This window comes from Nocardioides convexus, assembly GCF_011090295.1.
On sequence record NZ_JAAMYA010000001.1, the window covers coordinates 132,925 to 156,312 of the forward strand.

Below are 23,388 nucleotides of genomic sequence, written 5' to 3' on the forward strand. Positions count from 1 at the left end.
TCGCCCGAGCAGGCGGTCAGGCCGGAGACGGCGAACAGTCCGGTGAGCAGGCCGGCGGCCACGCGGGTCGAGGTGGTCATGACGTCACCCTGACACATTCGTGGGGGCCGCAAACGTCGAGCCCGCGGAGAGCGGTCCGGCAGCCTGCGGCGATCGGCTGGCTGGCCGGGACGCCGGAGCCGTCGCGCCGCCCGCCCGCGTCGGGCAGGTCGACGGGCGCACCGCTCGCTGCAGCCGCCCGCGCCGGCGCCGGTCCCGCCCAGGCGAAGACCAGGGTGTCCTCGCCCTTGAGGAAGCGGTGGCAGCGCACGCCGCCGGTGGCCCGGCCCTTGGCGGGGTACTCCCAGAAGTCGGTCACCTTCACCGACCCCGGCTCAGTGCCGGGGAGCGCGGTGGAGGAGCCGGACGCCGTCACCAGCACGACGCCTCCGGGGGCGTTGAGGTCGAGGACGCCGAACCAGACCACGCGCTCGCCGTCGGCCACGCGCACGCCGGCCATGCCGCCGCCGGAGCGGCCCTGCGGCCGGACCCCGTCGGCGCCGTAGTGGAGCAAGCCTGGGCGTCGGAGGTGACGAAGCACAGGCTCCTCGTTGCCGGTGGTGGCTTGGACCGCGCCGACCACCTCGTCGCCGTCCTTGAGCCCGATCACCTCCCACTCGTCCTTGTTGAGGACCTCGGGGTTGACCCGCTTGACGACGCCCTGCTTCGTGCCGAGCGCCAGACCCGGGCCGTCCGCGGTGAGCGCCGTCAGGGCCAGCGCGCGCTCGCCCTTGGCCGACTCCAGCACCTCGCTGAGCGGCAGGCCGCCCTGCAGGTTCGGCTCGTTGGCCGAGGGCGGCATCGCCGGCAGGTCCAGCACCGCGAGCCGGAGCAGGCGGCCGGCAGAGGTGATCACGCCGATGTCGGCGCGGGCCGTCGTACGGATGGCGGAGACGACCACGTCGTGGTTGGCGCGGCCGCCACCGCTGCCGACCGGCTCGTCGGTGGTCGTGCGGGCGAGCCGGCCGGTGGAGGACAGCAGCGCGAAGCACGGGTCGTCGGCGACCTCCAGGGACGCGGCCGCGGCCGCGACGGCGGTGCTGCCGGCCGACTCCAGCAGGACGGTACGACGAGGGGTGCCGAACGTCTTCGCGACCTCGGCCAGGCTCGTTGGACACGACCTTCTTGAGCAGCGCCTCGTCGCCCAGGATCGCGTCGAGCCTCCTCGATCTCCTTGCGCAGGCTCCTCCTGCTCCTTCTCCAGCTCCAGCCGGGAGAACCGGGTGAGCCGGCGCAGCTGCATCTCGAGGATGTACTCCGCCTGCAGACTCGGACAGGTCGAAGACGCTCATCAGCCGCTCCTTGGCGGCCGCGGAGTTGTCGCTGGTGCGGATGACCTGGATGACCTCGTCGATGTCGAGCAGCGCCACGAGCAGGCCGTCGACCAGGTGCAGGCGGGCGGCCTTCTTGTTGCGGCGGAACTGCGAGCGGCGGCGCACGACGTCGTAGCGGTGCTCGAGGAAGACCTCCAGCATCTCCTTGAGGCCGAGGGTGCGGGGCTGGCCGTCGACCAGCGCCACGTTGTTGATGCCGAAGGAGTCCTCCATCGGCGTCAGCCTTGTAGAGCCTGCTCGAGCAGCGCCTCGGGGACGAAGCCGTTCTTCACCTCGATGACCAGGCGCAGGCCGTGCTCGCGGTCGGTGAGGTCCTTCATGTCCGCGATGCCCTGGATCTTCTTGGTCTGGACCAGGGTCTTGATCCGCTCCATGACCTTTTCGGTGCCGATGCCGTAGGGCAGGCTCGGTCACCACGATGCCCTTGCGGCGCCCGATGGCCTCGACCCGGGCGGTGGCGCGCATCTTGAAGACGCCGCGGCCCGACTCGTAGGCGTCGCGGATGCCGTCGAGACCCACGATCTTGCCGCCCGTGGGCAGGTCCGGGCCGGGGATGAAGCGCATCAGCCCCTCGACGTTCGTCTTCGGGTGCTGGATCAGGTGCCGCAGCGCCTGGACCACCTCGACCAGGTTGTGCGGTGCCATGTTGGTCGCCATGCCGACCGCGATGCCGGTGGTGCCGTTGACGACCAGGTTGGGGATCGCCGACGGGAGCACCGTCGGCTCGTACTCCCGGCTGTCGTAGTTCGGCTTGAAGTCGACGGTGTCCTCGTCGATCGAGTCCGTCATCGCGATCGCCGGGGGCGCCATCCGGCACTCGGTGTAGCGCATCGCGGCCGGCGGGTCGTCCGGGGAGCCGAAGTTGCCGTGCCCGTCGATGAACGGCAGCCGCAGCGACCACGACTGCGCGGTGCGGACCAGGGCGTCGTAGATCGCGCCGTCGCCGTGCGGGTGCAGGCGACCCATCACCTCACCGACGACGCGGGCGGACTTCACGTGCCCGCGCTCCGGCGTGAGCCGCATGTCGTTCATCGTGTAGAGGATCCGGCGCTGGACCGGCTTCAGGCCGTCGCGCGCGTCGGGCAGCGCCCGGGAGTAGATGACCGAGTAGGCGTACTCCAAGAAGGACGACTGCATCTCGTCGCGGATGTCGGTGTCGAGGATGTGCTCCTCGAAGTCCTCCGGAAGGGGTTCCTGCTTGGTACGCCGTGCCATGGGCGGCATTCTTCCGGGTACCCCCGATGAATCCGGGGAGGAGGTCCGGTCTGTTCCGGACATGGCGACAGTGATGATGCACGCAGTGGTCTCGGCGGACGGGTTCATCGCGGACGAGGACGACGAGGTCGGACCGCTCTTCGACTGGTACTTCAACGGCGACCAGCCGCTCACCGACGGCGAGGACCACGGCCCCTTCTCCGTCTCCGCCGCCTCCGCGGCGTACGTGAGGCCGATGTGGGCGGACATCGGTGCGGTCATCCAGGGCCGCCACCTCTTCGACCTCACCAACGGCTGGGAGGCGACCCCGCCGGCCGGGGAGCACCTGCTGGTCGTCTCGCACCGGCCCAAGCCGGAGGGCTGGCACCCCGAGGCCGACGTGCCCTTCTTCGACGACATCGCCGCGGCGGTCGAGGAGGGCAAGCGCCGCGCGGGGGACAAGGTGCTCGCGATCTGTGCCGGCGACGTCGGCGGGCAGGCGCTCGCGGCGGGCCTGGTGGACGTGGTGGCGATGGACGTCGTGCCGGTGGTGTTCGGGCGGGGCAAGCGCTACTTCGGCGACCTCGCCGGCCAGCACCTGCTGGAGGACCCCGACGTCGTGGTCCAGGGTGACCGGGTGCTGCACCTGAGTCTATCGGGTTCGGCGGTAGATTTCTCCCTGTGACCGCCGGCGACGCGACCCCCACCGAGGAGATCGATGCGCCGCCCGCGCACTGGGAGGGTGACGTCCTGCTGCGCGACGGGCGCACGGCGCACATCCGGCCGATCCGGCCCGAGGACGACGAGTTTGCTGGTCGAGTTCTACGCGCGGGTCTCCGACGAGTCGAAGTACTACCGCTTCTTCTCCCCGATGCCGGTGCTCTCCGAGCGCGACGTACGACGCTTCACCCACGTCGACCACAAGGACCGGGTGGCGCTGATCCTGCTCGTGCAGGAGCAGATGATCGCCGTCGGCCGCTACGACGTGGTCAGCGAGCACGAGGCCGAGGTCGCCTTCCTCGTCGAGGACGGCCACCAGGGCCGCGGCATCGCGCAGGCTCCTGCTCGAGCACCTGGCCCAGGCCGGGCGGGAGCGGGGCGTGGAGCGGTTCACGGCCGAGGTCCTGCCCGACAACAGCCGGATGATCCAGACCTTCCGGGACGCGGGCTACCGGGTCGCGAGCGGCTACCACGACGGCGTGATCACGCTGGAGTTCCCGATCGACCCGACGGACACCGCGATCGGGGTGATGCGCGACCGCGAGCACGCCGCGGAGGCCGCCTCGATCGACCGCTTCTTCCAGCCCAAGTCGGTCGCGATCATCGGTGCCAGCCGTCGGCAGGACACGATCGGCCAGGTGCTCGTGCGCAACCTGGTGATGGCGGACTTCACCGGCCGGGTCTACGTCGTGAACCCCAGCGCCCCCGCGGTGTCGGGCATGCCGGCGTACAAGAACGTCAACGACATCCCCGACGACGTGGACGTCGCGATCGTCGCGGTGCCGGCGGAGGCGGTGACCGACGTCGTCCTCGACTGCGCCAACAAGGGCGTGCACGGGCTGATCGTGATCTCCTCCGGCTTCGCCGAGACCGGCGAGGAGGGCCGGCGCCGGCAGCGGCACCTGGCCGGGCTGTGCCGCTCCTACGGCCTGCGCCTGATCGGCCCCAACTGCCTGGGCGTCATCAACACCGATCCGAGCGTGCAGGTCAACGCCTCGCTGTCGTCGGTGATGCCGGCCCGGGGGCGTGCGGGCTTCTTCTGCCAGTCCGGCGCGCTCGGCTCCGCGATCCTGGAGAAGGTCAAGAACCGTGGCCTGGGCCTGTCCACCTTCGTGAGCGCGGGCAACCGTGCGGACGTCTCCGGCAACGACCTCCTGCAGTACTGGGAGGAGGACGACGCGACCGAGGTCGTCATGATGTACCTGGAGTCCATCGGAAATCCGCGCAAGTTCTCCCGCATCGCGCGCCGGGTCTCCCAGCGCAAGCCGATCGTCGCCGTCCGGAGCGGCCGTACGACGCAGGGCGTCCCGATGGGCCACACGGTCCGCCGCATCGGTGCGCCGCAGGCCGCCGTGGACGCGATGTTCCGCCAGGCCGGGGTGATCCAGGTGGACACCCTCGACGACATGTTCGACGTCGCCCAGCTTGCTCGCCCACCAGCCGCTCCCGCGCGGGCGCCGGGTCGCGATCGTCGGCAACTCCGACGCGCTGGGCCTGCTCGCCGCCGACGCCGCCTCCGCGGTCGGCCTGGTCGTCAACCGCTCGGTCGCGCTCGGTGCGGAGGCGACGGCCGAGGACTTCGAGGACGCGCTGGACGACGCCATCGACGACCCGGACGTGGACTCGGTGATCGCGGTCTACATCCCGCCGCTCGACGTCTCCGGCGAGGAGGTCGCCAACGTGCTGGCGGCGGTGGGGGAGCAGTCCGACAAGCCACTGGTCTCCTCCTTCCTCGGTGCCGAGGGCATCCCCGAGCCTGCTGCGCGTCCCTGACGTGGCGGGCTCGTCGGCGGGACGCGGCTCGGTGCCGTCGTACCCCGCGGTGGAGGCGGCGGTGCGCGCCCTGGCCCGCGTCGTGGAGTACGCCGTGTGGCTGCACGCCCCCGACGGCCCGGCCGCCGACGCCGGTGAGGTCGACGACCGCGCCGCGCGCCGGCTGGTCGAGGGCATCCTCGCCGAGCCCGCCGTGGTCGCGGCGGACCGCGAGGTCGAGCTCGACCAGGACCAGGTGAGCCAGCTTGCTCGCCGCCTACGGCATCGAGCCTGTGGCCGACCATCCCGGTCACCGGCCTCGACGACGCGATCGCCGCGGGCGAGCGGCTCGGCTGGGACGTGGTGCTCAAGTCGACGCTGGCCTCGGTGCGTGAGCGACCGGACCAGGTGCACGTGTGGCGCAACATCAACGGCCCGGTGGAGATGGAGGACGCCTGGGGCGACCTCAGCCGGCTGGTGGACCCGGCGACCGGGCGGTTCGTCGTGCAGCGCAACGCGCCGACCGGCGTACCGATCGCGGTGCGCTCCTTCGAGGACCCGCTGTTCGGGCCGGTCGTCTCCTTCGGCATCTCCGGTCCGGTCATCGAGTCTGCTGGGCGACTGGTCCTACCGGATCCCGCCGCTGGGCGAGCACGAGGTCTCCGCGATGGTGCGCGAGGTCAAGAGCGCCCCGCTGCTGTTCGGCTACCGCGGCGCCGAGGCCGTCGACGTCGCCGCGATCGAGGACCTCATCACCCGGGTCGCCGAGCCTGCAGAACGACCTGCCGCAGGTCAGCCTCCCTGGAGCTCTCCCTGGTGCTGGCCGGGGTGGACGGCGCCCGGGTGCTGACGGCGTCGGCACGGGTGGCCGCGATCAAGGACCCGCGGCCGGACTCGCTGGTGCGCCGGATGCCCGACCTCATCACCACGATCCCCGACTGAGTTGTCCGGCGCTGCCGCGCGGCCCGCTCCGACGGCATGACAGGATGCCGCCCATGACCGACCGGAGCGCTGACCTGCTCACCGCGATCGACCGCACGGGCTACTACCCGGAGGTCGTGGCCGACGCCGTCACCGACGCGTGCGGGGGCGAACCGGTCGTGTCGTACTACGTGCACCACGAGCCGACCTTCGAGCGCGACGAGGTACGTCGCCACCAGACCGTCATCGTGCTGACGCCCTCGCGACTGATCCTGGCCCACACCGACGAGCACGCCGGCGACGACCTGCTGCCGGAGCCCTACACCTCGACGTCCACCGAGGCGGTCAGTCTCAGCGCGGTCGCCAACGTCGTCGTCACCCGGATGGTCACCAACCCGACCTCCGGGCCCCGTCCGCCCGCGGAGGCGGTCCTCACCATCGGCTGGGGTGCGGTCAGCCGGATCGACCTCGAGCCCGCCGCCTGCGACGACCCTCAGTGCGAGGCCGACCACGGCTACACCGGCACCTCCTCCTCCGACGACTTCTCGCTGCGGGTCTCGGCCGCCGCCGACGGCGCCGACGCGGTGGGTGGGCTGCTGTCCTTCGCCGCATCCCTGTCCGCACTGACCCGTGGCTGAGGCCTTCTGCGAGCCGGCGTACGGCGTCCGGTCGCTCGGCGACCTCGTCCCCGCCGCCGCGCACGCCCTCGGCAGCCCGCTGGGCCCCGCGCCCACCGGGCTCACCCTGCCCGACGCCCAGTCGTACGTCGTGTTCCTCATCGACGGGCTCGGCGCGCGGCTCCTCGAGCGCTACGCCCACGCGGCGCCGTACCTGTCCTCGTTGCTGGCCGGATCGACGCCCGCCACGGCCGGCGTGCCCTCGACGACCTCCACCTCGCTGACCTCGCTCGGCACCGGCCTGGCCCCCGGGGCGCACGGGCTGGTCGGCTTCACCACCCGCATCCCCGGGACGAGCGACCTGCTCAACGCGCTGCTGTGGGACCACGACGTGGAGCCCACCCAGTGGCAGCCGCACACCACGGCGTTCTCCTCGCTGCAGGCGGCGGGTGTGCGGGTGACGGTGGTCAACAAGCGGGAGTTCGACGGCAGCGGGCTGACCGTGGCGGCCCACCGCGGCGCCGACTACGTGGGCGTGGACCGCGTCGGCGAGCGGATCGCCGCCGTCGTCGCGGCCTCCCGGCCCGGGCCGCGCCAGCCGACGCTCACCTACGTCTACGACGGCGACCTCGACTGGACCGGTCACCGCTGGGGCGTCGCGTCCAGCCAGTGGCTGCAACGAACTCGCGATGATCGACCACGAGGCCGAGCAGGCTGCGCGAGGCGCTGCCCGCGGACCGGCGCCTGCTCGTCGTGGCGGACCACGGCATGGTCGACGTCCCCGACGACGCGCGCCTCGACGTCTCCGCCCACGACGAGTTCGCGCGACGGCGTCGCGATCGTCGGCGGGGAGGCCCGCTTCCGCCACCTCTACTGCACCGGCGGAGCCGTCGCCGACGTCGTGGCCACCTGGCGCGAGGTCGTCGGCGGCCGGGCCGACGTGCTCACCCGGGCGGAGGCGATCGGCCGCGGCTGGTTCGGCGCGGTCGACCCCTCGGTGCTGCCGCGGATCGGGGACGTGGTGGTCGCCTGCCGTGGCGACTTCGCGGTGCTCTCCACCGACGGGTTCCCCTACGAGGCGCGGCTGATCGGCATGCACGGCTCGCTCACGCCGGACGAGATGCTGATCCCCGTCCTGCTCGACTGAACCGCTCTCAGTCGAAGGGCAGCGGCTCCGCGGACAGGCTGACGGCCCGCGCCCGCGCGGCGGTCAGCCCGCGGCGGTGGTGGGGGCGGCAGAGCACCTCGTAGGCGACCTCGGGCTCGTCGGCGGGGGTGGGAGGAGCGGGCTCGCCCTCGACGTCCCCGACGACGATCACCTCGCCCTCGGTGACCATCACGCCGTCCTCGGTGCGCGCGTTGTGGGTGGCCCTCTTGCCGCACCAGCACAGCGCCTCGACCTGGAGCACCTCGGTGCGGTCGGCGAGCTCGACCAGGCGGGCGGAGCCGGGGAAGAGCCGGGTGCGGAAGTCGGTGAGGATGCCGAAGCAGAACACGTCGATCTGCGACTCGTCGACGATCTTCGCGAGTCTGGTCGACCTGCGCAGGCGTGTAGAACTGGGCCTCGTCGCAGATCAGGTAGTCGATCCGGGCCCCCTGGGTGAGCGCGTCGACGGTGAAGCGCCAGAAGTCGAAGTCCGGCTCGACCTCGAGCGCCTGGGCCGTGAGCCCGAGCCGGGAGGAGACCTGGGCGACGCCGGCCCGGTCGTGCGAGGTGAACAGGCGGCCGGACCGGCCGCGGGCCGCGTGGTTGTGGTTGGTCTGCAGGGCGAGGGTGGACTTCCCGGCGTCCATCGTCCCGGTACGGAAGGTCAGGCTCGGCCACGGTCGGCATCCTCTCATCCACCTCCCGACCCTCGTTTCCGCTGGGTGTTTCCGGATTCGCCTGCGGGTGGGCGGGAGGAGGGCGAACACTGGTGGCTCGTCCAAGAACTCACGGGAAGAGGTGGGGTGGCGTGGGGGTCACCACCGGCTCGGCAGCACGATGGGTACGACGCGGCCTCGGTCTCCTCGTCCTCGCCTCCGTGCTGGCCGTCGTCCTGGCCACGACCGGGATCCTGAACCAGGGTGACCGGCCCGCGCCGGCCGCGACGAGCGCCGACGCCGCGCTCCCGGTCGCACCGCCGTCTGTGGCACCCGAGGTGGTCGCGCCCGCTCAGGTGCCGGCCGCCGTGCCCGCGCCGCTCCCCGTCCAGGCCGTGGCCGTACGACGCGCGCCGGTCGCCGCCGCCTACCCCGGCGCCCTGCTCGACGCGCCGCCCGCCGCGGTCGCGGCCTACCAGCGCGCCGCCACGATCATCGACTCCGCCGCCGACTGCAACCTGGACTGGCTCGTGCTCGCCGCTCTCGGCCGGATCGAGTCCGACCACGGTCGCGGCACCGACGGCCGGCACCGGGTCAGCGAGGAGGGCCTGGTCCGTCCGGCTCTCGTCGGTGCCCCGCAGAACGGGCGCGGGGGCCGCAGCCGGGTCGACGACACCGACGGGGGTGCGCTCGACCGGAACCGCCGCTGGGACGCCGCGGTCGGCCCGCTCGGCCTGCTGCCCGCGACCTGGGCGACCGTCGCGGTCGACGCCGACGGCGACGGCGTCCGTGACCCCCAGGACCTCGACGACGCGACCCTGGCCGCCAGCGTGCTGCTGTGCGCCGGCGGGCACGACCTCGGCAAGCCGGCCGCGCTGCGCGCCGCACTGACGTCGTACCACCGCACGAAGGGCTTCGCGGCCGCCGTGCTCGCGCTGGTCACGCGCTACGACACGGAGCCTGACCGACGTACCGCTGGCGGTGCCGATGGCGAACATCCCGCCGGAGGACCTGATCGGCCTGTGCGACTGCGTGGACGAGGTGAGCGCCCGGCTGCGCCACGCCAAGGCCGGCGTACGACGCGCGGGCGGCGAGGCGCGTCCGCACCGCACGCCGGGGGCCGCGGCCTTCTCGGCCCCGCAGCCGAAGCCGACGACGCCGCCGAAGCCGACGCCGCCGACCCCGCCGACATCACCGCCGGCGCCCGACCCGACGCCCGACCCGACACCTGACCCCGAGCCGGCGCCCGACCCGACGCCCGACCCGACGCCTGACCCGGCGGACCCGGCTCCCGGGCCGGCGCCGAGCACCGAGCCCGACCCCGCGCCCGTCCCGGACGCCACGACCACGGACCTGCCGGCAGGAGAGCCGCTCACCGCCGTGCAGGAGTGAGGCCGGCGCCTCAGGCCGGGCGCACCTGCAGGACCACGTCCCGGCCGGCGCCGTTGTCGGTGGTGACCAGCAGGGAGCCGTCGGCGAGTGCGGTGACGGCGCGCAGCCGGCCGCGGGTGCGGAGCCTCGGCGGGCGCGACGGTCCCGACCAGCCGGCCCGCGCTGTCGAAGCGGACGAACATCAGCCGCTCGCCCTTGAGGACCGCGACCGCGAGGGTGCCGTCGAGGCTGCCCCAGCGCGAGCCGCTGACGAAGGCGGCGCCGGAGGGGGCGATGGTGGTGGGGCCGGAGCTCCACCGCGCGTCGTACTGGGTCCTGGGGAGGCGGCTGTCGGTCATCGGGACGCTCTCGTCGTAGCCCGGGACCGGGTTCCAGCCGTAGTCGCGGCCGGTCCCGATCAGGTTGATCTCGTCGTCGCGGTAGGCTGCCGTGCTCGACCGACCACAGGCTGCCGTCGGCGCGCTGTGCGAGCCCCTGCACGTTGCGGTGGCCGTAGGCTGAGCACCCACCTGCGGTTGCCCTTGCTCCCGTACCAGGGGTTGGCCGGCCAGGGCGCGCCGGTGAACCGGTTCATCCGCAGCACCTTGCCGCCGAGCGAGGCGAGGTTGCGGGGGTTCGTGCCCCGGGCGGCGTCACCCGTGCCGACCACCAGGGCGCCGTACCGGAGGACCAGGAGGCGGCAGCCGCCGTGGCGTCCGGTGCTGTTGGAGGGCAGGGCCGAGCGCAGCGTGCGGACGTACGTCGCCTTGCGCAGGCTTGGCGTCCAGCCGCCAGGCGATCACCCGGATGTCGTGGCTCGTCCCGACCTTCCAGCCCGAGCAGGTGTAGATCCGCCGGTTGCTGCGGAACGACGGGTCGACCGCGAGCCCGAGCAGCCCGGTCTCGCCGTTCGCCCACACCTGCGAGCGCGGGAAGGCGATGTCGCGGTGCGCGCCGCCCGGCCCCACCAGGGTCAGGGCACGCCGGGTCCGCTGGGTCACCAGCAGGTAGCCGGACGGCAGGGCACGGACCTCCCAGGGGTGGTCGAGCCCCGACGCCAGCACCCGCACGGTGAGGCGGGGGACGACGGCGGCGCGGGCCGCGTCCGGCTCGGCGACCCCGGAGCCGGGGGCACCGAGCAGGGACGCGACCAGCGCGAGGACGGGGAGCGCGGCGAGTCGGACCCTCATGGTCCGACGGTACGCCTCAGAAGGTGTGCTCGGGAGCGGGGAAGCTCGCCGTCCTTGACCTCGGCGTCGAAGGCGCGGGCCGCGTCGAGGAGCGTGCCGCGCAGGTCGGCGTACTGCTTGACGAAGCGCGGGAGCCGGCCGGTGCGCAGCCCGAAGGCGTCCTGCCACACCAGCACCTGGCCGTCGCACCGGTTGCCGGCGCCGATGCCGATGGTCGGGATGTCGAGCCTTCGCGGTGACCTCGGCGGCCACGTCACCGGGCACCATCTCCATCACGACGGAGAAGGCGCCGGCCTCCTGCACGGCGAGCGCGTCGCGCAGCACCCGCTTCGCGGTGTCACCGCGTCCCTGGACCCGGTAGCCGCCGAGAGTGTGCTCGGACTGCGGCGTGAAGCCGATGTGGGCCATGACGGGGATGCCGCCCTGGGTCATCCGCTCGATCTGGGGGGCCATCTCGACGCCGCCCTCGAGCCTGATCGCGTGCGCACCGCCCTCCTTCATGAACCGGACGGCGGTGAGGTAGCCCTGCTCGGGAGAGGCCTGGTAGGCTCCCGAACGGCAGGTCGCCCACCACGAGCGCGCGGGTGACCGAGCGGCTGACGGCGCGGGTCAGGGGGAGCAGGCTCGTCCACGGTGACCGGGATCGAAGTGCTGTTGCCAAGGACGTTGTTGGAGGCGCTGTCGCCGACGAGGAGGACCTCGATGCCGGCCTCGTCGAAGACCTGCGCGGTCAGTCTGGTCGTAGGCTGGTGAGCATCGAGAAGCGCTCACCGCGCTCCTTGAGCTCGCGCAGGTGGTGGGTGCGGATCCGCTTGATCGGCTTGGCCGGGGTGGTGGCCGAGGTGGCCGGGGATTCCGCCGGGCCGCCGCCGTAGGGCGCGGTCTCTTCGGGCGTGCTGCTGCTCATCGTCGAGTCTCCGTTCATTCGTGACTCGCGGCCCGCCGGTGCGGGTCCACGTTCGTGAAGGACAACGACGAGGCTAGTCCCGACCGGGCCCGGTCCGCGCTGTGTGCTCGGTCACCCCGCGGCCGCGGCCTCCGGACTCGGAGACGACGATCCGGCGCATGCCGAGCATCGCGCGGGTGACCGCCTCCACGCGGTCCGGGTCCGTGCTGCTCACCAGACTCGTAGAGCCGCTCCGGGACGATCTGCCAGGACAGCCCGAAGCGGTCCCTGAGCCACCCGCAGACCGACTCCTGCCCGCCGTCGGCCAGCGAGTCCCAGTAGTAGTCGACCTCGCTCTGGTCGCGACAGGTCACCGCGAAGGACACCGCCTCGGTGAACGGCAGCGCCGGCCCGCCGTTGATGCCGCGGAAGGTGACCCCGTCCAGGGTGAACTCCCCGACCATCGGGGTGAGGTGCCCGATGGAGGAGTTCGGGAAGATCGAGGTGTAGAAGCGCGCCGCCTCCGCCAGGGTGTCGTCGAACCACAGGCACGGCTGGATCCGGCTGCTCGTGAGGGTCATGCCGGGGCAGACCACGTCCGAGGCGCGGACTCATCGCCGCGCGGGCCGGGCCGCCGGGCGAGACTCCCCGGGTGACCGACCGGAAGATCCCTCGCGACCGCGCCGACGACTACGCCGACGGCATCATCCAGGCGCGCCAGGAGTTCGCGCGCGAGCACACCGGCAGCCCGCTGGAGCACGTCGCGTCGTACTCCCTCGACCCGGCGACGCTGCCCGGGAACGTCGAGGGCTTCCTCGGTGTGGCCCAGGTGCCGATCGGGCTGGCCGGCCCGGTCCTCGTGAACGGCGAGCACGCGCAGGGCGAGTTCCTCGTGCCGCTGGCGACGACCGAGGGGACCCTCGTGGCGTCGTACAGCCGGGGGATGAAGTTCGTGCCGGGACGCGGGCGGCATCACGACCACGGTCATCGGCGACCGCATGCAGCGCGCGCCCGTGTTCTCCTTCGACGACGCGCGCCAGGCGCGGGCCTTCGGGGAGTGGCTGACCGAGCGCTTCGACGACGTCGCGGCGGCCGCGCAGACGACCACCAGGCTCCGGCCGGCTCGTCGACATCCAGCAGTTCCCGGTCTCCAAGCCTCCTCTACACCCGCTTCAACTACACGACCGGGGACGCCGCCGGGCAGAACATGACCGGCAAGGCGACCTTCGCCGCGTGCGCCTGGATCAAGCAGAACTACCCGGGCGAGGTGCACTTCCTGCTCGAGGGCCAGTTCGCCACCGACAAGAAGACCTCGATCGTCAACATGCTGCACACCCGCGGCAAGCGGGTCGTCGCCGAGATCACCCTGCCTGCGGCGCTGGTCGAGGAGCAGATGCACGTCAGCACCGACAAGTCTGTACGCCGCCCGCATGCGCGGCCGACTCGGCGCGATCATGTCGGTGACCAACAACAACGGCAACCACTCCGCCAACGGCATCACCGCGATGTTCATCGCCACCGGCCAGGACGTCGCGAACGTCGCGGAGAGCCTCCGCCCTCTACGGCTTCTCCGAGTTCGCTGGCCAACGGCGACTTCTACGCCTCGGTCACCCTGCCGTCGCTGATCGTCGCGACCTACGGCGGCGGCACGGGCCTCGCCACCCAGCGCGAGTGCCTCGGTTCGCTCGGCTGCTACGGCGCCGGCAACGTCTACAAGGCTCGCTGAGATCATCGCCGCCACCGTGCTCGCCGGAGAGTCTCTCGCTCGGCTCGGCCGTGGTGGCGGAGGAGTGGGTGCAGGCGCACGACGACCTGGGACGCAACCGCCCCTGAGCCGTCCTCCCTAGACTCGTCCCGTGGACTTCTACTCGGCCTACGCCCACGGGTTCGCCCGGGTCGCGGCGGTGACCCTCCCGGTCGCCATCGCCGACCCGGCGACCAACGCCGCGCGCACGATCGAGCAGGCCCGCGCCTGCCACGAGGAGGGTGTGGCGGTGGCGGTGTTCCCCGAGCTCGGCCTGACCGGGTACGCCGTCGACGACCTCTTCCTGCAGGACACGCTCCTGGAGGCGGTGCACGCCGGGATCGCCGCCGTCGTCGAGGCGAGCCGCGAGCCTGCGCCCGGTCATCGTGGTCGGTGCGCCGCTGGTGCACGGCACCCGGGTGCTCAACTGCGCGGTGGTGGTGCACGCCGGGGAGGTGCTCGGGGTCGCGCCGAAGTCCTACCTGCCGACGTACCGCGAGTTCTACGAGCGCCGCTGGTTCGCCCCCGGTGACGACGTCATCGGAGAGATCGCCGTCGCCGGTGCGACCGTGCCGATCGGCGCGGACCTGATCTTCCGGGCGAGCGACGTGCCGCACCTCAACCTCCACGTCGAGGTGTGCGAGGACATGTGGGTGCCGGTGCCGCCGAGCGCGCAGGCGGCGCTCGCGGGAGCGACCGTGCTCGCCAACCTGTCCGGCAGCCCGATCACGATCGCCCGCGCCGAGGACCGGCACCTGCTCGCCCGCAGCGCGAGCGCGCGGTGCAGCGCGGCCTACGTCTACGCCGCGGCCGGCCAGGGCGAGTCCACCACCGACCTGTCCTGGGACGGGCAGACGATGGTCTACGAGGTGGGCGACCTGCTCGGGGAGAGCGAGCGCTTCCCGGACGGGCCGCGTCGTACCGTCGTGGACGTCGATCTCGGCCGCCTGCACACCGAGCGGCTGCGCCAGGGCACCTTCGACGACAACCGCCGGGGGACCGGCGTCGACGCCGACGCCTTCCGCTGGATCGACTTCACCCTCGACCCGCCCACCGGCGACATCGGCCTGCGCCGCAAGGTCGACCGCTTCCCGTTCGTGCCCGACGACCCGGCGAAGGCTGGCTCAGGACTGCTACGAGGCCTACAACATCCAGGTCTCCGGCCTGGAGCAGCGGCTGCGCGCGATCGGCCAGCCGAAGGTCGTGATCGGCGTCAGCGGTGGCCTCGACTCCACGCACGCCCTGATCGTCGCGGCCCGCGCGATGGACCGGCTGGGCCGCCCGCGCAGCGACATCCACGCCTTCACGATGCCCGGCTTCGCGACGGGGGAGACCACCAAGTCGTACGCCACCCGCCTCTCCCAGGCGCTGGGCTGCACGTTCGAGGAGATCGACATCAAGCCCGCCGCCCGGACGATGCTGGAGGGGTTGAAGCACCCCTTCGCGGGCGGTGAGCCGGTCTACGACATCACCTTCGAGAACGTCCAGGCCGGTCTGCGCACCGACTACCTGTTCCGCCCGGCCAACCACCGCGGCGGGATCGTGCTCGGCACCGGCGACCTCTCCGGTCCGGCGCTCGGCTGGTGCACCTACGGCGTGGGCGACCAGATGTCGCACTACAACGTCAACGCGGGTGTGCCGAAAACCCTCATCCAGCACCTCATCCGCTGGGTCATCGACAGCAACCAGGCTGCACGGTGGTGACTACGACGACGCCGCCGACGAGGTGCTGCGCGAGATCCTGGAGCAGGAGATCACCCCGGAGCCTGATCCCGACCGAGGAGGGCCAGAAGCCGCAGGCCACCGAGGACTCCGTGGGTCCCTACGCCCTGCAGGACTTCACGCTCTACCACGTGATCCGGCGCGGCTACCGGCCCAGCAAGATCGCCTTCCTCGCCTGGCACGCCTGGCGCGACGAGACCGAGGGGGACTGGCCGCCCGGCTTCCCGCAGGAGCGGCGCACGTCGTACGACCTCGGGGTGGTGCGGGGCTGGCTGGAGGTCTTCGTCCGGCGCTTCTTCAGCAGCCAGTTCAAGCGCTCGGCGCTGCCGAACGGTCCGAAGGTGAGCCCGGGCGGCACGATGTCGCCGCGCGGGGACTGGCGGATGCCGTCCGACGCGAGCCCGGCGGCCTGGCTGGCCGAGCCTGGAGAACGTGCCGACCGCCTAGCCGGGGCACGACAGGGGGGTACGACGATGGGGACCGCGCGGACGAGGGCGTGGCTCGTGGCACTGGTCACGCTCGCCCTGGTACTGGCGACGGCCGGCTGCGGCAAAGAGGGTGACGACGAGCCGGGGCCGGTGCGCGAGGTGGCACAGGACGGCACGGCGGGCGGCCCGGCCGACTCCGGCGACTTCGTCCTGGTCCGGGAGGAGCCGGCAGCCGACGACGCCGATGTGGCGCAGGTCGTGGACGACTCGGAGGTCCCGCAGAGCGTGGTGGACGGCCTCAACGACCAGTACGCCCTGCCGAGGGACATCACGATCCGCCTCGCCGCCGAGGACGCGGACGACGAGGGCCCGCACTTCGACCCCGACGCCAACGAGGTCGTGGTGCCCTACCCCTATCTCACCGCGGACTACGCGATCTTCTCCGGCTTCGGCTACGACGACGACGAGACTCGACGACGCGATGGTGGACGACCTGCTCTTCACGCTCTACCACGAGGTCGGCCACGCCCTGATCTCGAACCTGGACCTGCCGGTCACCGGGCGGGAGGAGGACGCCGTGGACGAGCTCTCCGCGGTGGTCCTCACCGACACCTGGGAGGCGGGCGGGGAGATCCTCGTCTCCGCGGCGGACTGGTTCGGCGCGATGGACAGCGAGCGGAGCGATGCCTACGAGCGCAGCGACTTCGCCGACGAGCACTCGCTCGACGCGCAGCGCTACGTCAACCTGCTGTGCCTGGCCTACGGCAGCGACCCGAAGACCTACGACTACCTGGTCGGACCCGACGAGGTGCCCGCGGAACGGGCCGAGCGCTGCCCGGACGAGTACGAGCAGGCAGCGTCGTCGTGGGACGCGCTGCTCGCACCCTGGGTGATCGACGCCCACTGACACGCACGGCGGCCCGGCGGGCGCGGGAACCTGCCGTTCGGGTCGCTCGGACGACGACGCGGGCTGTGCGTGTCTCCGTCCCCGACGGCGTACCCCTAGGCTGACGCCATGGGCAAGCAAGAGGACTTCGTACTGCGCGCACTCGAGGAGCGCGACGTCCGGTTCGTGCGGCTGTGGTTCACCGACGTGCTCGGGTTCCTCAAGTCCGTCGCGGTCGCGCCGGCGGAGCCTGGAGGGCGCGTTCTCCGAGGGCATCGGCTTCGACGGCTCGGCGATCGAGGGCTTCGCCCGGGTCTACGAGGCGGACATGCTCGCGCTGCCCGACCCGACGACCTTCCAGATCCTGCCGTGGCGCAGTGCCGAGGGCCCGGCGACCGCCCGGATGTTCTGCGACATCGTGATGCCGGACGGCTCGGCGTCGTACGCCGACCCGCGCAACGTGCTCAAGCGCACGCTCGGCAAGGCGGCCGAGCAGGGGTTCACCTTCTACACCCACCCCGAGGTCGAGTTCTACCTGTTCAAGGACGAGCCGCACGCCGGTGAGGAGCCGGTGCCGGTCGACCGCAGCGGCTACTTCGACCACGCCGCGCACAGCCATGGCTCGGACTTCCGCCGCGAGGCGATCACCATGCTCGAGGCGATGGGGATCTCGGTGGAGTTCAGCCACCACGAGGCCGGCCCGGGGCAGCAGGAGATCGACCTGCGCTACGCCGACGCGCTCACCACCGCCGACAACATCATGACCTTCCGCACGGTGATCCGGGAGGTCGCGCTCAGCCAGGGCATCTGGGCGACCTTCATGCCCAAGCCGTTCACCACCCACCCCGGCTCCGGGATGCACACGCACGTCTCGCTCTTCGAGGGCGACCAGAACGCCTTCTACGAGGCCGGTGCGGAGTACCAGCTTGTCCAAGACCGGGCGGCAGTTCATCGCCGGGGTGCTCAAGCACGCGGGCGAGATCAGCGTCGTGACCAACCAGTGGGTCAACTCCTACAAGCGGATGATGTTCGGTGGCGAGGCCCCGTCGTACGTCTGCTGGGGGCACAACAACCGCTCGGCGATGATCCGGGTGCCGATGTACAAGCCGATGAAGGGCCAGTCCACCCGGATCGAGTCTGCGCACCATCGACTCCGCGTGCAACCCCTACCTCGCCTACGCCGCCGTGCTGGCCGCCGGGCTCAAGGGCATCGAGAACGGCTACGAGCCTGCCCCGCGAGGCCGAGGACGACGTGTGGGCGCTGACCGAGCGCGAGCGGCGCAACCTCGGCATCGAGCCGCTGCCGAAGAACCTCAACGACGCGATCAGCATCGCCGAGCACTCCGGTTCGCTCGCCGAGACGCTGGGGGAGCAGGTCTTCGACTTCTTCCTGCGCAACAAGCGGGCCGAGTGGGACGAGTACCGCGGCCAGGTCTCGGTCTTCGAGCGCGACCGCATGCTGCCCGTGCTGTGAGATGAACCGAGCGACCCAGCGCACCGAGCCTGCTGCGGCTCGGCTTCGTCGACCTCGACCGCGCGCTCGCCGACCTCGACGAGCCTGGGCGAGGGGTCGCTCGACCTGCTGGCCTACCTGGGGCGTACGGCCGACCCGGACGCCGCGCTGCGGGCACTGTGCCGGATCGCGGAGGTGGCCGAGGACGGCGCCGAGCCTGGTGGCGGCGGTCCGCGACGACGAGGGCACGGCGATGCGCCTGCTCTCCGTGCTGGGCGCGAGACTCGGCCCTGGCCGACCACCTCGTCAACCACCCCGCGCACTGGCACGAGCTCACCGACCCCGGGCTCGGCTCGACCCGGCCGGCGGCGTGGGCGGTGCGCGAGGCGCTGCGCGCGGCGGTGGCGGGCAAGCCGGACGCGGAGGCGGTGGACGCGCTGCGGGTCGAGTACCGGCGCCTGCTGCTGCGCCTGGCGGCCCGCGACCTGACCCACCACCTGGGCGTCGACGACGCCGCGGCGGGAGCCTGTCGGACCTGGCGGCCGGCACGCTGGAGGCCGCCCTCGACGTGGCCCGGGCCCGGGTCGGCGAGGACGCCGACGGCACCCGGCTCGCCGTGATCGCGATGGGCAAGTGCGGGGGCCACGAGACTCAACTACGTCTCCGACGTGGACGTGGTCTTCGTGCACGACGGGGACGAGCGGATCGCGGCCCGGCTCGCCGCGCAGATGATGCAGGTCTGCTCCGACCACACCGCCGAGGGCACCATCTGGCCGGTCGACGCCGCCCTGCGGCCCGAGGGCAAGGCCGGTCCGCTGAGCCGCACGCTGGCCAGCCACGAGGCGTACTACGAGCGCTGGGCCGAGGCGTGGGAGTTCCAGGCGCTGCTCAAGGCGCGCCCGGTCGCGGGCGACCTGGCCCTGGGCCGGGAGTTCATCGCGATGGTCGCGCCGATGGTCTGGTCGGCCGCCGACCGGGAGGGCTTCGTCGAGGCCGCGCGGGCGATGCGCCGCCGGGTGCTCGACCACATCCCGGCCAAGGAGGCCGACCGCCAGGCTCAAGCCTGGGTGCCGGTGGGCTGCGCGACGTGGAGTTCGCGGTGCAGCTGCTGCAGGCTCGTGCACGGCCGTGCCGACGAGAGGATCCGGCCGCCGACGACGCTCAGCGCGCTGGCCCGCCTCACCGAAGGTGGCTACGTCGGCCGCGAGGACGGCGAGTCCCTGCACCGGGCCTATGCCTTCCTGCGGACCCTGGAGCACCGGATCCAGTCTGCACCGCCTGCAGCGCACCCACGTCGTACCGGCCGACGACGCGTCACTGCGCCGCCTCGGGCGCAGCCTCGGGTTCTTCAAGGAGGCCGAGAAGCGCCTGGTCGACACCTGGCAGGCGCACCGCCGCGAGGTCAGCCGGCTGCACCAGAAGATCTTCTACCGCCCGCTGCTCACCGCCGTCGCCCGGATGGGCGCCGACGAGGTCCGGCTGTCCTCGGAGGCCGCGGGCGCCCGCCTCGCCGCCCTCGGGTACGCCGACCCGGAGGCCGCGCTGCGCAACCTGGAGGCACTGACCTCGGGAGTCAGCCGCACCGCGGCCATCCAGCGCACCCTGCTCCCGGCGATGCTGCAGTGGTTCGCCGAGTGCCCGGACCCCGACGGCGGGCTGTTCGGCTTCCGCCGGATCAGCGAGGCGCTGGGCAGCACGCCGTGGTACCTCTCCACCCTGCGCGACGAGGGCGAGGTCGCCGAGCGGCTCTCGCACCTGCTGGCGACCTCGCGCTACTGCACCGACCTGCTGGAGCGCGAGCCGGCGGGGGTGCGCCTGCTCGGCGGCACCCTGGAGCCGCTCGGCTCGGCCGCGCTCACCGAGGAGATGCTGGCGAGCGGGCGGCGCCAGGAGGACCCGGAGAAGGCGATCCGGGCCGTGCGCGCCGTACGCCGCCGGGAGCCTGCTGCGGATCGCGGCGGGCGACGTGCTCGGGCTGATCGACGTCGCTGACGTGGGCTTCGCGCTCGCCCGGCTCACCGACGCCACCTTGGAGGCCGCGCTCGACGTCACCACCCGTGCGATCTGCCGCCAGCGCGGGCTGGAGGAGGCCCCGACCCGGATCGCCGTCGTCGCCATGGGCCGGTACGGCGGCTTCGAGTCGTCCTACGGCAGCGACGCCGACGTGCTCTTCGTCCACGACCCGCTGCCCGGCGTCGACGGCCACGAGGCCGCGACCTTCGCCCGGCTGGTCGCCGAGGAGCCTGCGCAAGGTGCTCGCCGCGCCCGGCCCGGACCCGGCGCTGGTCGTCGACGCGGACCTGCGCCCGGAGGGCCGGCAGGGCCCGCTGGTGCGCACGCTCGACGCCTACGCCGCCTACTACGCCAAGTGGTCGCACGTGTGGGAGGCCCAGGCCCTGCTCCGCGCGGACGCAGTGGTGGGCGACCCGGACCTGCGCGAGCGCTTCACGGCGCTGATCGACCCGCTGCGCTACCCCGCGGGCGGGCTCAGCGAGGACGACGTGCTGGAGGTGCGCCGGATCAAGGGCCGCGTCGACAAGGAGCGGCTGCCCCGGGGTGCCGACCCGACGCTGCACCTCAAGGCTCGGCCGTGGGGGACTGGCGGACATCGAGTGGACGGTGCAGGCTCCTGCAGGCTGCGCCACGGCGCCGCCGTACCGGGGCTGCGGACGGCGCAGACCCTCGCCGCGCTCGCCGCGGCGGCGGAGGCGGACCTGCTCAGCCGCAACGACGCCGAGACGCTGGGCACCTCGTGGCGGATGGCCTCGCGGGTGCGCAACGCGCTGCTGCTGGCGCGCGGCCGGGCGGGGGACCAGTTCCCGCGCGCGACCCTGGAGCGGCGCTCGGTCGCGGGCATCCTGGGCTACCAGACCGACGAGACCGACCGGCTGCTGGACGACTACCTGCGGGTGACGCGGCACGCCCGCACGGTGGTGGACCGGGTCTTCTGGGAGTGAGCCCAGCGCTGTGTTGCGGCCGTGCGTCCATCGTGCGAACTCCGGGGCCTCGTGTCCCGTGAGAACCCTCGATGTGTCATGATGGCTTCCGTCGGGCCGCGACCGACCCCCCCAGAGGTCGCGGCCCGACACCTGTTTTGGTGAGCGCTCACGGCCCGGTTCCACCGTGCTCCGCGCCATGCCCGGCGGCTGGAGAACCTCTGTTCAGGTACCTGTGACCACGAGTAGCGTTCCTCTCGAGGAATGCGAGGTGCTCCCATGATGCTTGCTGCCGAACAGGCCCCACCGACCGGTGGTGCGGCGCTCGACCAGGTCCTGATCGCCTTCGGGGCCTTCGCCGCGATCTACGTCCCGCTCGGGATCTTCCTGCTGCGCGAGCGGGACGGGAAGCCCACGCTCATCGGCCGGCTGGCCGACCGGGTCTCGGCCTTCGACGGGCTGCCGCGCTGGGCCGGGCTGCCCAGCTACCTGGCGACGCTCTCGCTGATCACCTGCGCGTTCGGCGTCTACTGGGACGTCCCGATCCACATGCAGAACGGCCGTGACGAGGGCCCGCTGGCCAACCCGTCGCACTTCCCGATCATGTTCGGGATCTTCTTCTTCCTCGCCGCGGGGGTGATCTCCGCCGGCCTGGCGCGCGACCCGCTGCCGCGGCGCACGGTTCGGCTGACGCCGAAGTGGCGGGTCCCGATGGGCACCCTGGTGCTGCTCGGCGCCGGCATGATCGCGGCCGCCGGCTTCCCGGCCGACGACGTCTGGCACCGGCTCTTCGGCCAGGACGTCACCGAGTGGGGACCGACCCACGTGATGATGATCGGCGGCGCGGTGACCTGCATCCTCGCTGTCCCGCTGCTGCTGGCGGAGTCCGCCCAGGTCGGACGTCCGCCGGCCGCGCGCTGGACCTGGATGGGCGGGCTCGCCACCGGGGGGGCTGCGCCTGTTCGGCCGGATCCTGCCGCCCGTACGACGCGAGGCACCCGCGGCCGTGATCACCGACCGCGCCGCGTGGTCCACCCGGGTCTTCCTCACCGTCGTGATGAGCATGTGCATCATCCCGATGGCGTTCCTCATGGAGTTCGACCTCGGCGTGCCGCAGTTCCCGGCCGCGACGATGTTCATCATCTCCGGCTTCCTCACCGGCTGGATCTTCACCGCCGGCCGGCTCTTCTTCGGTCCGGGTGGCGCGCTCGTCGCGTGGGCGACGTACACCGTCGTGCGGCTGCTGATCTTCGCGATCACGCTGCCCGTCCCCGACATCCACCGCGCGCACTGGCTGCTCTTCCTCGGGCCGGCGCTGTGCATCGAGTCGCTCGCCCTCGTCTGGCGGCACCGCGGCCCGGCCTTCGCCGCCGCCGCCGGCCTGCTGGCCGGCACCGTCGGCCTGGCCACCGAGTGGTGGTGGATGGACCTCTTCATGCCCTACCCGCTGCCGCCGGGAGCCGACCAGATGCCCCTGATGCTGGGCGTCGGCGGCCTCGCCGCCGCGGGCGGCGGCCTGCTCGGCTGGTCCTTCGCCCGGCACGTCGAGCGGATCGCCGACCTGCCGCCCGAGCACGCCCCGGTGCGGGAGGGCATCGCCACCACCCGTCGCTGGCTCGGTACGGCGGGCACGCTGGTCTTCGTCGTGCTGATGGCCTTCTTCGCCCCGCCCGCCAGCGCGGGGGAGGTGAAGGTGGTCAAGAGCCTGCGAGGGCGACGTGTGCCGCACGACGTACCAGCCGGTGGCGGGGACGGACGTGATCATGGGCCACGTCTCCTACGACGACGACTGCATCGGCACCGACGGCTGCATGACCCGGGTGAGCGTGCGCACCGACCCGCTCGACGCGGCGGACGACGCCGTGTGGATCTCCGCGCTGGCCTACCAGGGCCGGCACCGCACGAGCGGCGAGGTGCCCGGCAACGGCATGCTCAGCGTGGCGATGGAGCCGACCGGCCACGCGGGGGAGTACCGCAGCAGCGAGCCGCTGCCCGTCTACGGCAACTGGAAGGTGCTGATCCGCCTGCACCTGGCGCCGACGACGATGGTCTCGATCCCGGTGCACATGCCGGCCGACACCGCCATCAGCGGACCGGCCTCGGGGCTGGTCCAGGTCGACGACGGCACCGATGCGGCCTTCGTGCACGAGCCGTTCATGCTGCAGCGCGAGCGCAAGCCCGACGTACCGACGTGGCTGTGGGCGACCATGTACGGCGTCGTGATCGGCTCGTGGCTGGTGCTGCTGGCGTTCTACGGCTGGCTGTTCGCCGCGGCGGCCGGCGCCAGCGGGGTGGCCGCGCGCAACGAGGCGGCGCCCGCGCCGTAGCCCGGCTCCAGGACCGGTCCGGGCACCACCGGTCGCGCGCGACGAGGCCGGCTGTGGGATTGTTA

The 23,388-nt window shown here is 72.6% G+C and carries 19 protein-coding genes and 8 pseudogenes; 18 read left to right on the top strand and 9 right to left on the bottom strand.

Features of this window, described 5'->3' with window-relative positions; genetic code table 11:
• Positions 1-76: 76 nt before the first annotated feature.
• A pseudogene (locus tag G5V59_RS01025) lies at positions 77-2,588 on the bottom strand (DNA topoisomerase IV subunit A).
• Between the two features lie 73 nt (positions 2,589-2,661).
• Here G5V59_RS01025 and G5V59_RS01030 point away from each other — a divergent pair.
• The 7 genes and pseudogenes from G5V59_RS01030 (at position 2,662) to G5V59_RS01065 (ending at position 7,724) form a co-directional block, all read left to right on the top strand.
• On the top strand, positions 2,662-3,252 hold the full coding sequence (locus G5V59_RS01030; RefSeq protein WP_278255297.1) for a dihydrofolate reductase family protein: 591 nt from the start codon (positions 2,662-2,664) through the stop codon (positions 3,250-3,252).
• Entirely contained in the window at positions 3,249-3,713 is a 465-nt protein-coding gene (locus tag G5V59_RS01035; protein WP_278255298.1) for a hypothetical protein, read from the top strand. Before G5V59_RS01030 ends, G5V59_RS01035 begins: the two co-directional genes overlap by 4 nt.
• Positions 3,668-5,299, top strand: coding sequence for a CoA-binding protein (locus tag G5V59_RS35420; protein WP_341350807.1), 1,632 nt, complete (start codon positions 3,668-3,670; stop codon positions 5,297-5,299). Before G5V59_RS01035 ends, G5V59_RS35420 begins: the two co-directional genes overlap by 46 nt.
• 70 nt (positions 5,300-5,369) lie before the next feature.
• Positions 5,370-5,585: pseudogene (locus G5V59_RS01050) on the top strand (hypothetical protein); the annotation flags it as partial.
• A 121-nt stretch (positions 5,586-5,706) separates the two neighbouring features.
• Complete coding sequence (locus G5V59_RS01055; RefSeq protein WP_278259554.1) at positions 5,707-5,889, top strand: hypothetical protein; 183 nt, start codon at positions 5,707-5,709, stop codon at positions 5,887-5,889.
• Positions 5,890-6,034: 145 nt separating this feature from the next.
• Positions 6,035-6,598, top strand: coding sequence for a DUF5998 family protein (locus G5V59_RS01060; RefSeq protein WP_278255299.1), 564 nt, complete (start codon positions 6,035-6,037; stop codon positions 6,596-6,598).
• The gene (locus tag G5V59_RS01065; protein ID WP_278255300.1) at positions 6,591-7,724 is read left to right on the top strand and encodes an alkaline phosphatase family protein; all 1,134 of its coding nucleotides are present in this window, start codon (positions 6,591-6,593) and stop codon (positions 7,722-7,724) included. Before G5V59_RS01060 ends, G5V59_RS01065 begins: the two co-directional genes overlap by 8 nt.
• Before the next feature lie 7 nt (positions 7,725-7,731).
• Here G5V59_RS01065 and G5V59_RS01070 read toward each other — a convergent pair.
• A pseudogene (locus G5V59_RS01070) lies at positions 7,732-8,419 on the bottom strand (thymidine kinase).
• 113 nt (positions 8,420-8,532) lie between these two features.
• Here G5V59_RS01070 and G5V59_RS01075 point away from each other — a divergent pair.
• Complete coding sequence (locus G5V59_RS01075) at positions 8,533-9,612, top strand: hypothetical protein (protein ID WP_278255301.1); 1,080 nt, start codon at positions 8,533-8,535, stop codon at positions 9,610-9,612.
• On the opposite strand, the gene G5V59_RS01080 is transcribed toward G5V59_RS01075, so the two are convergent.
• The 7 genes and pseudogenes from G5V59_RS01080 to G5V59_RS01110 all read right to left on the bottom strand — a co-directional run bounded on the left by G5V59_RS01080 (position 9,572) and on the right by G5V59_RS01110 (position 12,408).
• Entirely contained in the window at positions 9,572-10,252 is a 681-nt protein-coding gene (locus G5V59_RS01080; RefSeq protein WP_278255302.1) for a hypothetical protein, read from the bottom strand. The two genes, G5V59_RS01075 and G5V59_RS01080, sit on opposite strands and share 41 nt — an antisense overlap.
• On the bottom strand, positions 10,170-10,499 hold the full coding sequence (locus G5V59_RS01085; RefSeq protein WP_341351113.1) for a PQQ-dependent sugar dehydrogenase: 330 nt from the start codon (positions 10,497-10,499) through the stop codon (positions 10,170-10,172). The genes G5V59_RS01080 and G5V59_RS01085 overlap by 83 nt, the downstream gene beginning before the upstream one ends.
• Entirely contained in the window at positions 10,405-10,941 is a 537-nt protein-coding gene (locus G5V59_RS01090) for a PQQ-dependent sugar dehydrogenase (protein ID WP_278259556.1), read from the bottom strand. Before G5V59_RS01090 ends, G5V59_RS01085 begins: the two co-directional genes overlap by 95 nt.
• Positions 10,938-11,198 (bottom strand): 3-methyl-2-oxobutanoate hydroxymethyltransferase, encoded by a 261-nt coding sequence (locus G5V59_RS01095; RefSeq protein ID WP_341351114.1) that lies wholly within the window; start codon positions 11,196-11,198, stop codon positions 10,938-10,940. The genes G5V59_RS01090 and G5V59_RS01095 overlap by 4 nt, the downstream gene beginning before the upstream one ends.
• A 22-nt stretch (positions 11,199-11,220) precedes the next feature.
• A pseudogene (locus tag G5V59_RS01100) lies at positions 11,221-11,442 on the bottom strand (3-methyl-2-oxobutanoate hydroxymethyltransferase); the annotation flags it as partial.
• Between the two features lie 229 nt (positions 11,443-11,671).
• Positions 11,672-11,848 carry a hypothetical protein gene (locus G5V59_RS01105; RefSeq protein ID WP_278255303.1) on the bottom strand — a complete coding sequence of 59 codons (177 nt, stop codon included), beginning with the start codon at positions 11,846-11,848 and terminating at the stop codon, positions 11,672-11,674.
• 14 nt (positions 11,849-11,862) lie between these two features.
• On the bottom strand, positions 11,863-12,408 hold the full coding sequence (locus tag G5V59_RS01110) for a VOC family protein (protein WP_278255304.1): 546 nt from the start codon (positions 12,406-12,408) through the stop codon (positions 11,863-11,865).
• Positions 12,409-12,479: 71 nt separating this feature from the next.
• Between G5V59_RS01110 and G5V59_RS01115 the strand changes: the two genes are divergently transcribed.
• The 10 genes and pseudogenes from G5V59_RS01115 (at position 12,480) to G5V59_RS01160 (ending at position 23,323) form a co-directional block, all read left to right on the top strand.
• Positions 12,480-13,553 carry a hypothetical protein gene (locus tag G5V59_RS01115; protein WP_278255305.1) on the top strand — a complete coding sequence of 358 codons (1,074 nt, stop codon included), beginning with the start codon at positions 12,480-12,482 and terminating at the stop codon, positions 13,551-13,553.
• 130 nt (positions 13,554-13,683) lie between these two features.
• Positions 13,684-15,715: pseudogene (locus G5V59_RS01120) on the top strand (NAD(+) synthase); the annotation flags it as partial.
• Positions 15,716-16,736: 1,021 nt separating this feature from the next.
• A pseudogene (glnA, locus tag G5V59_RS01125) lies at positions 16,737-18,081 on the top strand (type I glutamate--ammonia ligase).
• Positions 18,082-18,239: 158 nt separating this feature from the next.
• Positions 18,240-18,680: a hypothetical protein gene (locus tag G5V59_RS01130; RefSeq protein ID WP_278255306.1), complete on the top strand. Its 441-nt coding sequence runs from the start codon at positions 18,240-18,242 to the stop codon at positions 18,678-18,680.
• A 63-nt stretch (positions 18,681-18,743) separates the two neighbouring features.
• Positions 18,744-19,276 (top strand): annotated as a pseudogene (locus G5V59_RS01135) (bifunctional glutamine-synthetase adenylyltransferase/deadenyltransferase); the annotation flags it as partial.
• 242 nt (positions 19,277-19,518) lie between these two features.
• A complete protein-coding gene (locus G5V59_RS01140) occupies positions 19,519-20,052 on the top strand; it encodes a hypothetical protein (protein ID WP_278260255.1) in 534 nt (177 codons plus the stop codon).
• Between the two features lies 1 nt (position 20,053).
• Positions 20,054-20,221 (top strand): annotated as a pseudogene (locus G5V59_RS01145) (hypothetical protein); the annotation flags it as partial.
• Positions 20,222-20,312: 91 nt separating this feature from the next.
• Positions 20,313-21,017 (top strand): hypothetical protein, encoded by a 705-nt coding sequence (locus tag G5V59_RS01150; RefSeq protein ID WP_278259558.1) that lies wholly within the window; start codon positions 20,313-20,315, stop codon positions 21,015-21,017.
• A gap of 258 nt (positions 21,018-21,275) precedes the next feature.
• Positions 21,276-22,757, top strand: coding sequence for a hypothetical protein (locus G5V59_RS01155; protein WP_278255307.1), 1,482 nt, complete (start codon positions 21,276-21,278; stop codon positions 22,755-22,757).
• Positions 22,739-23,323 (top strand): hypothetical protein, encoded by a 585-nt coding sequence (locus G5V59_RS01160; protein ID WP_278255308.1) that lies wholly within the window; start codon positions 22,739-22,741, stop codon positions 23,321-23,323. The genes G5V59_RS01155 and G5V59_RS01160 overlap by 19 nt, the downstream gene beginning before the upstream one ends.
• Positions 23,324-23,388 lie beyond the last annotated feature (65 nt).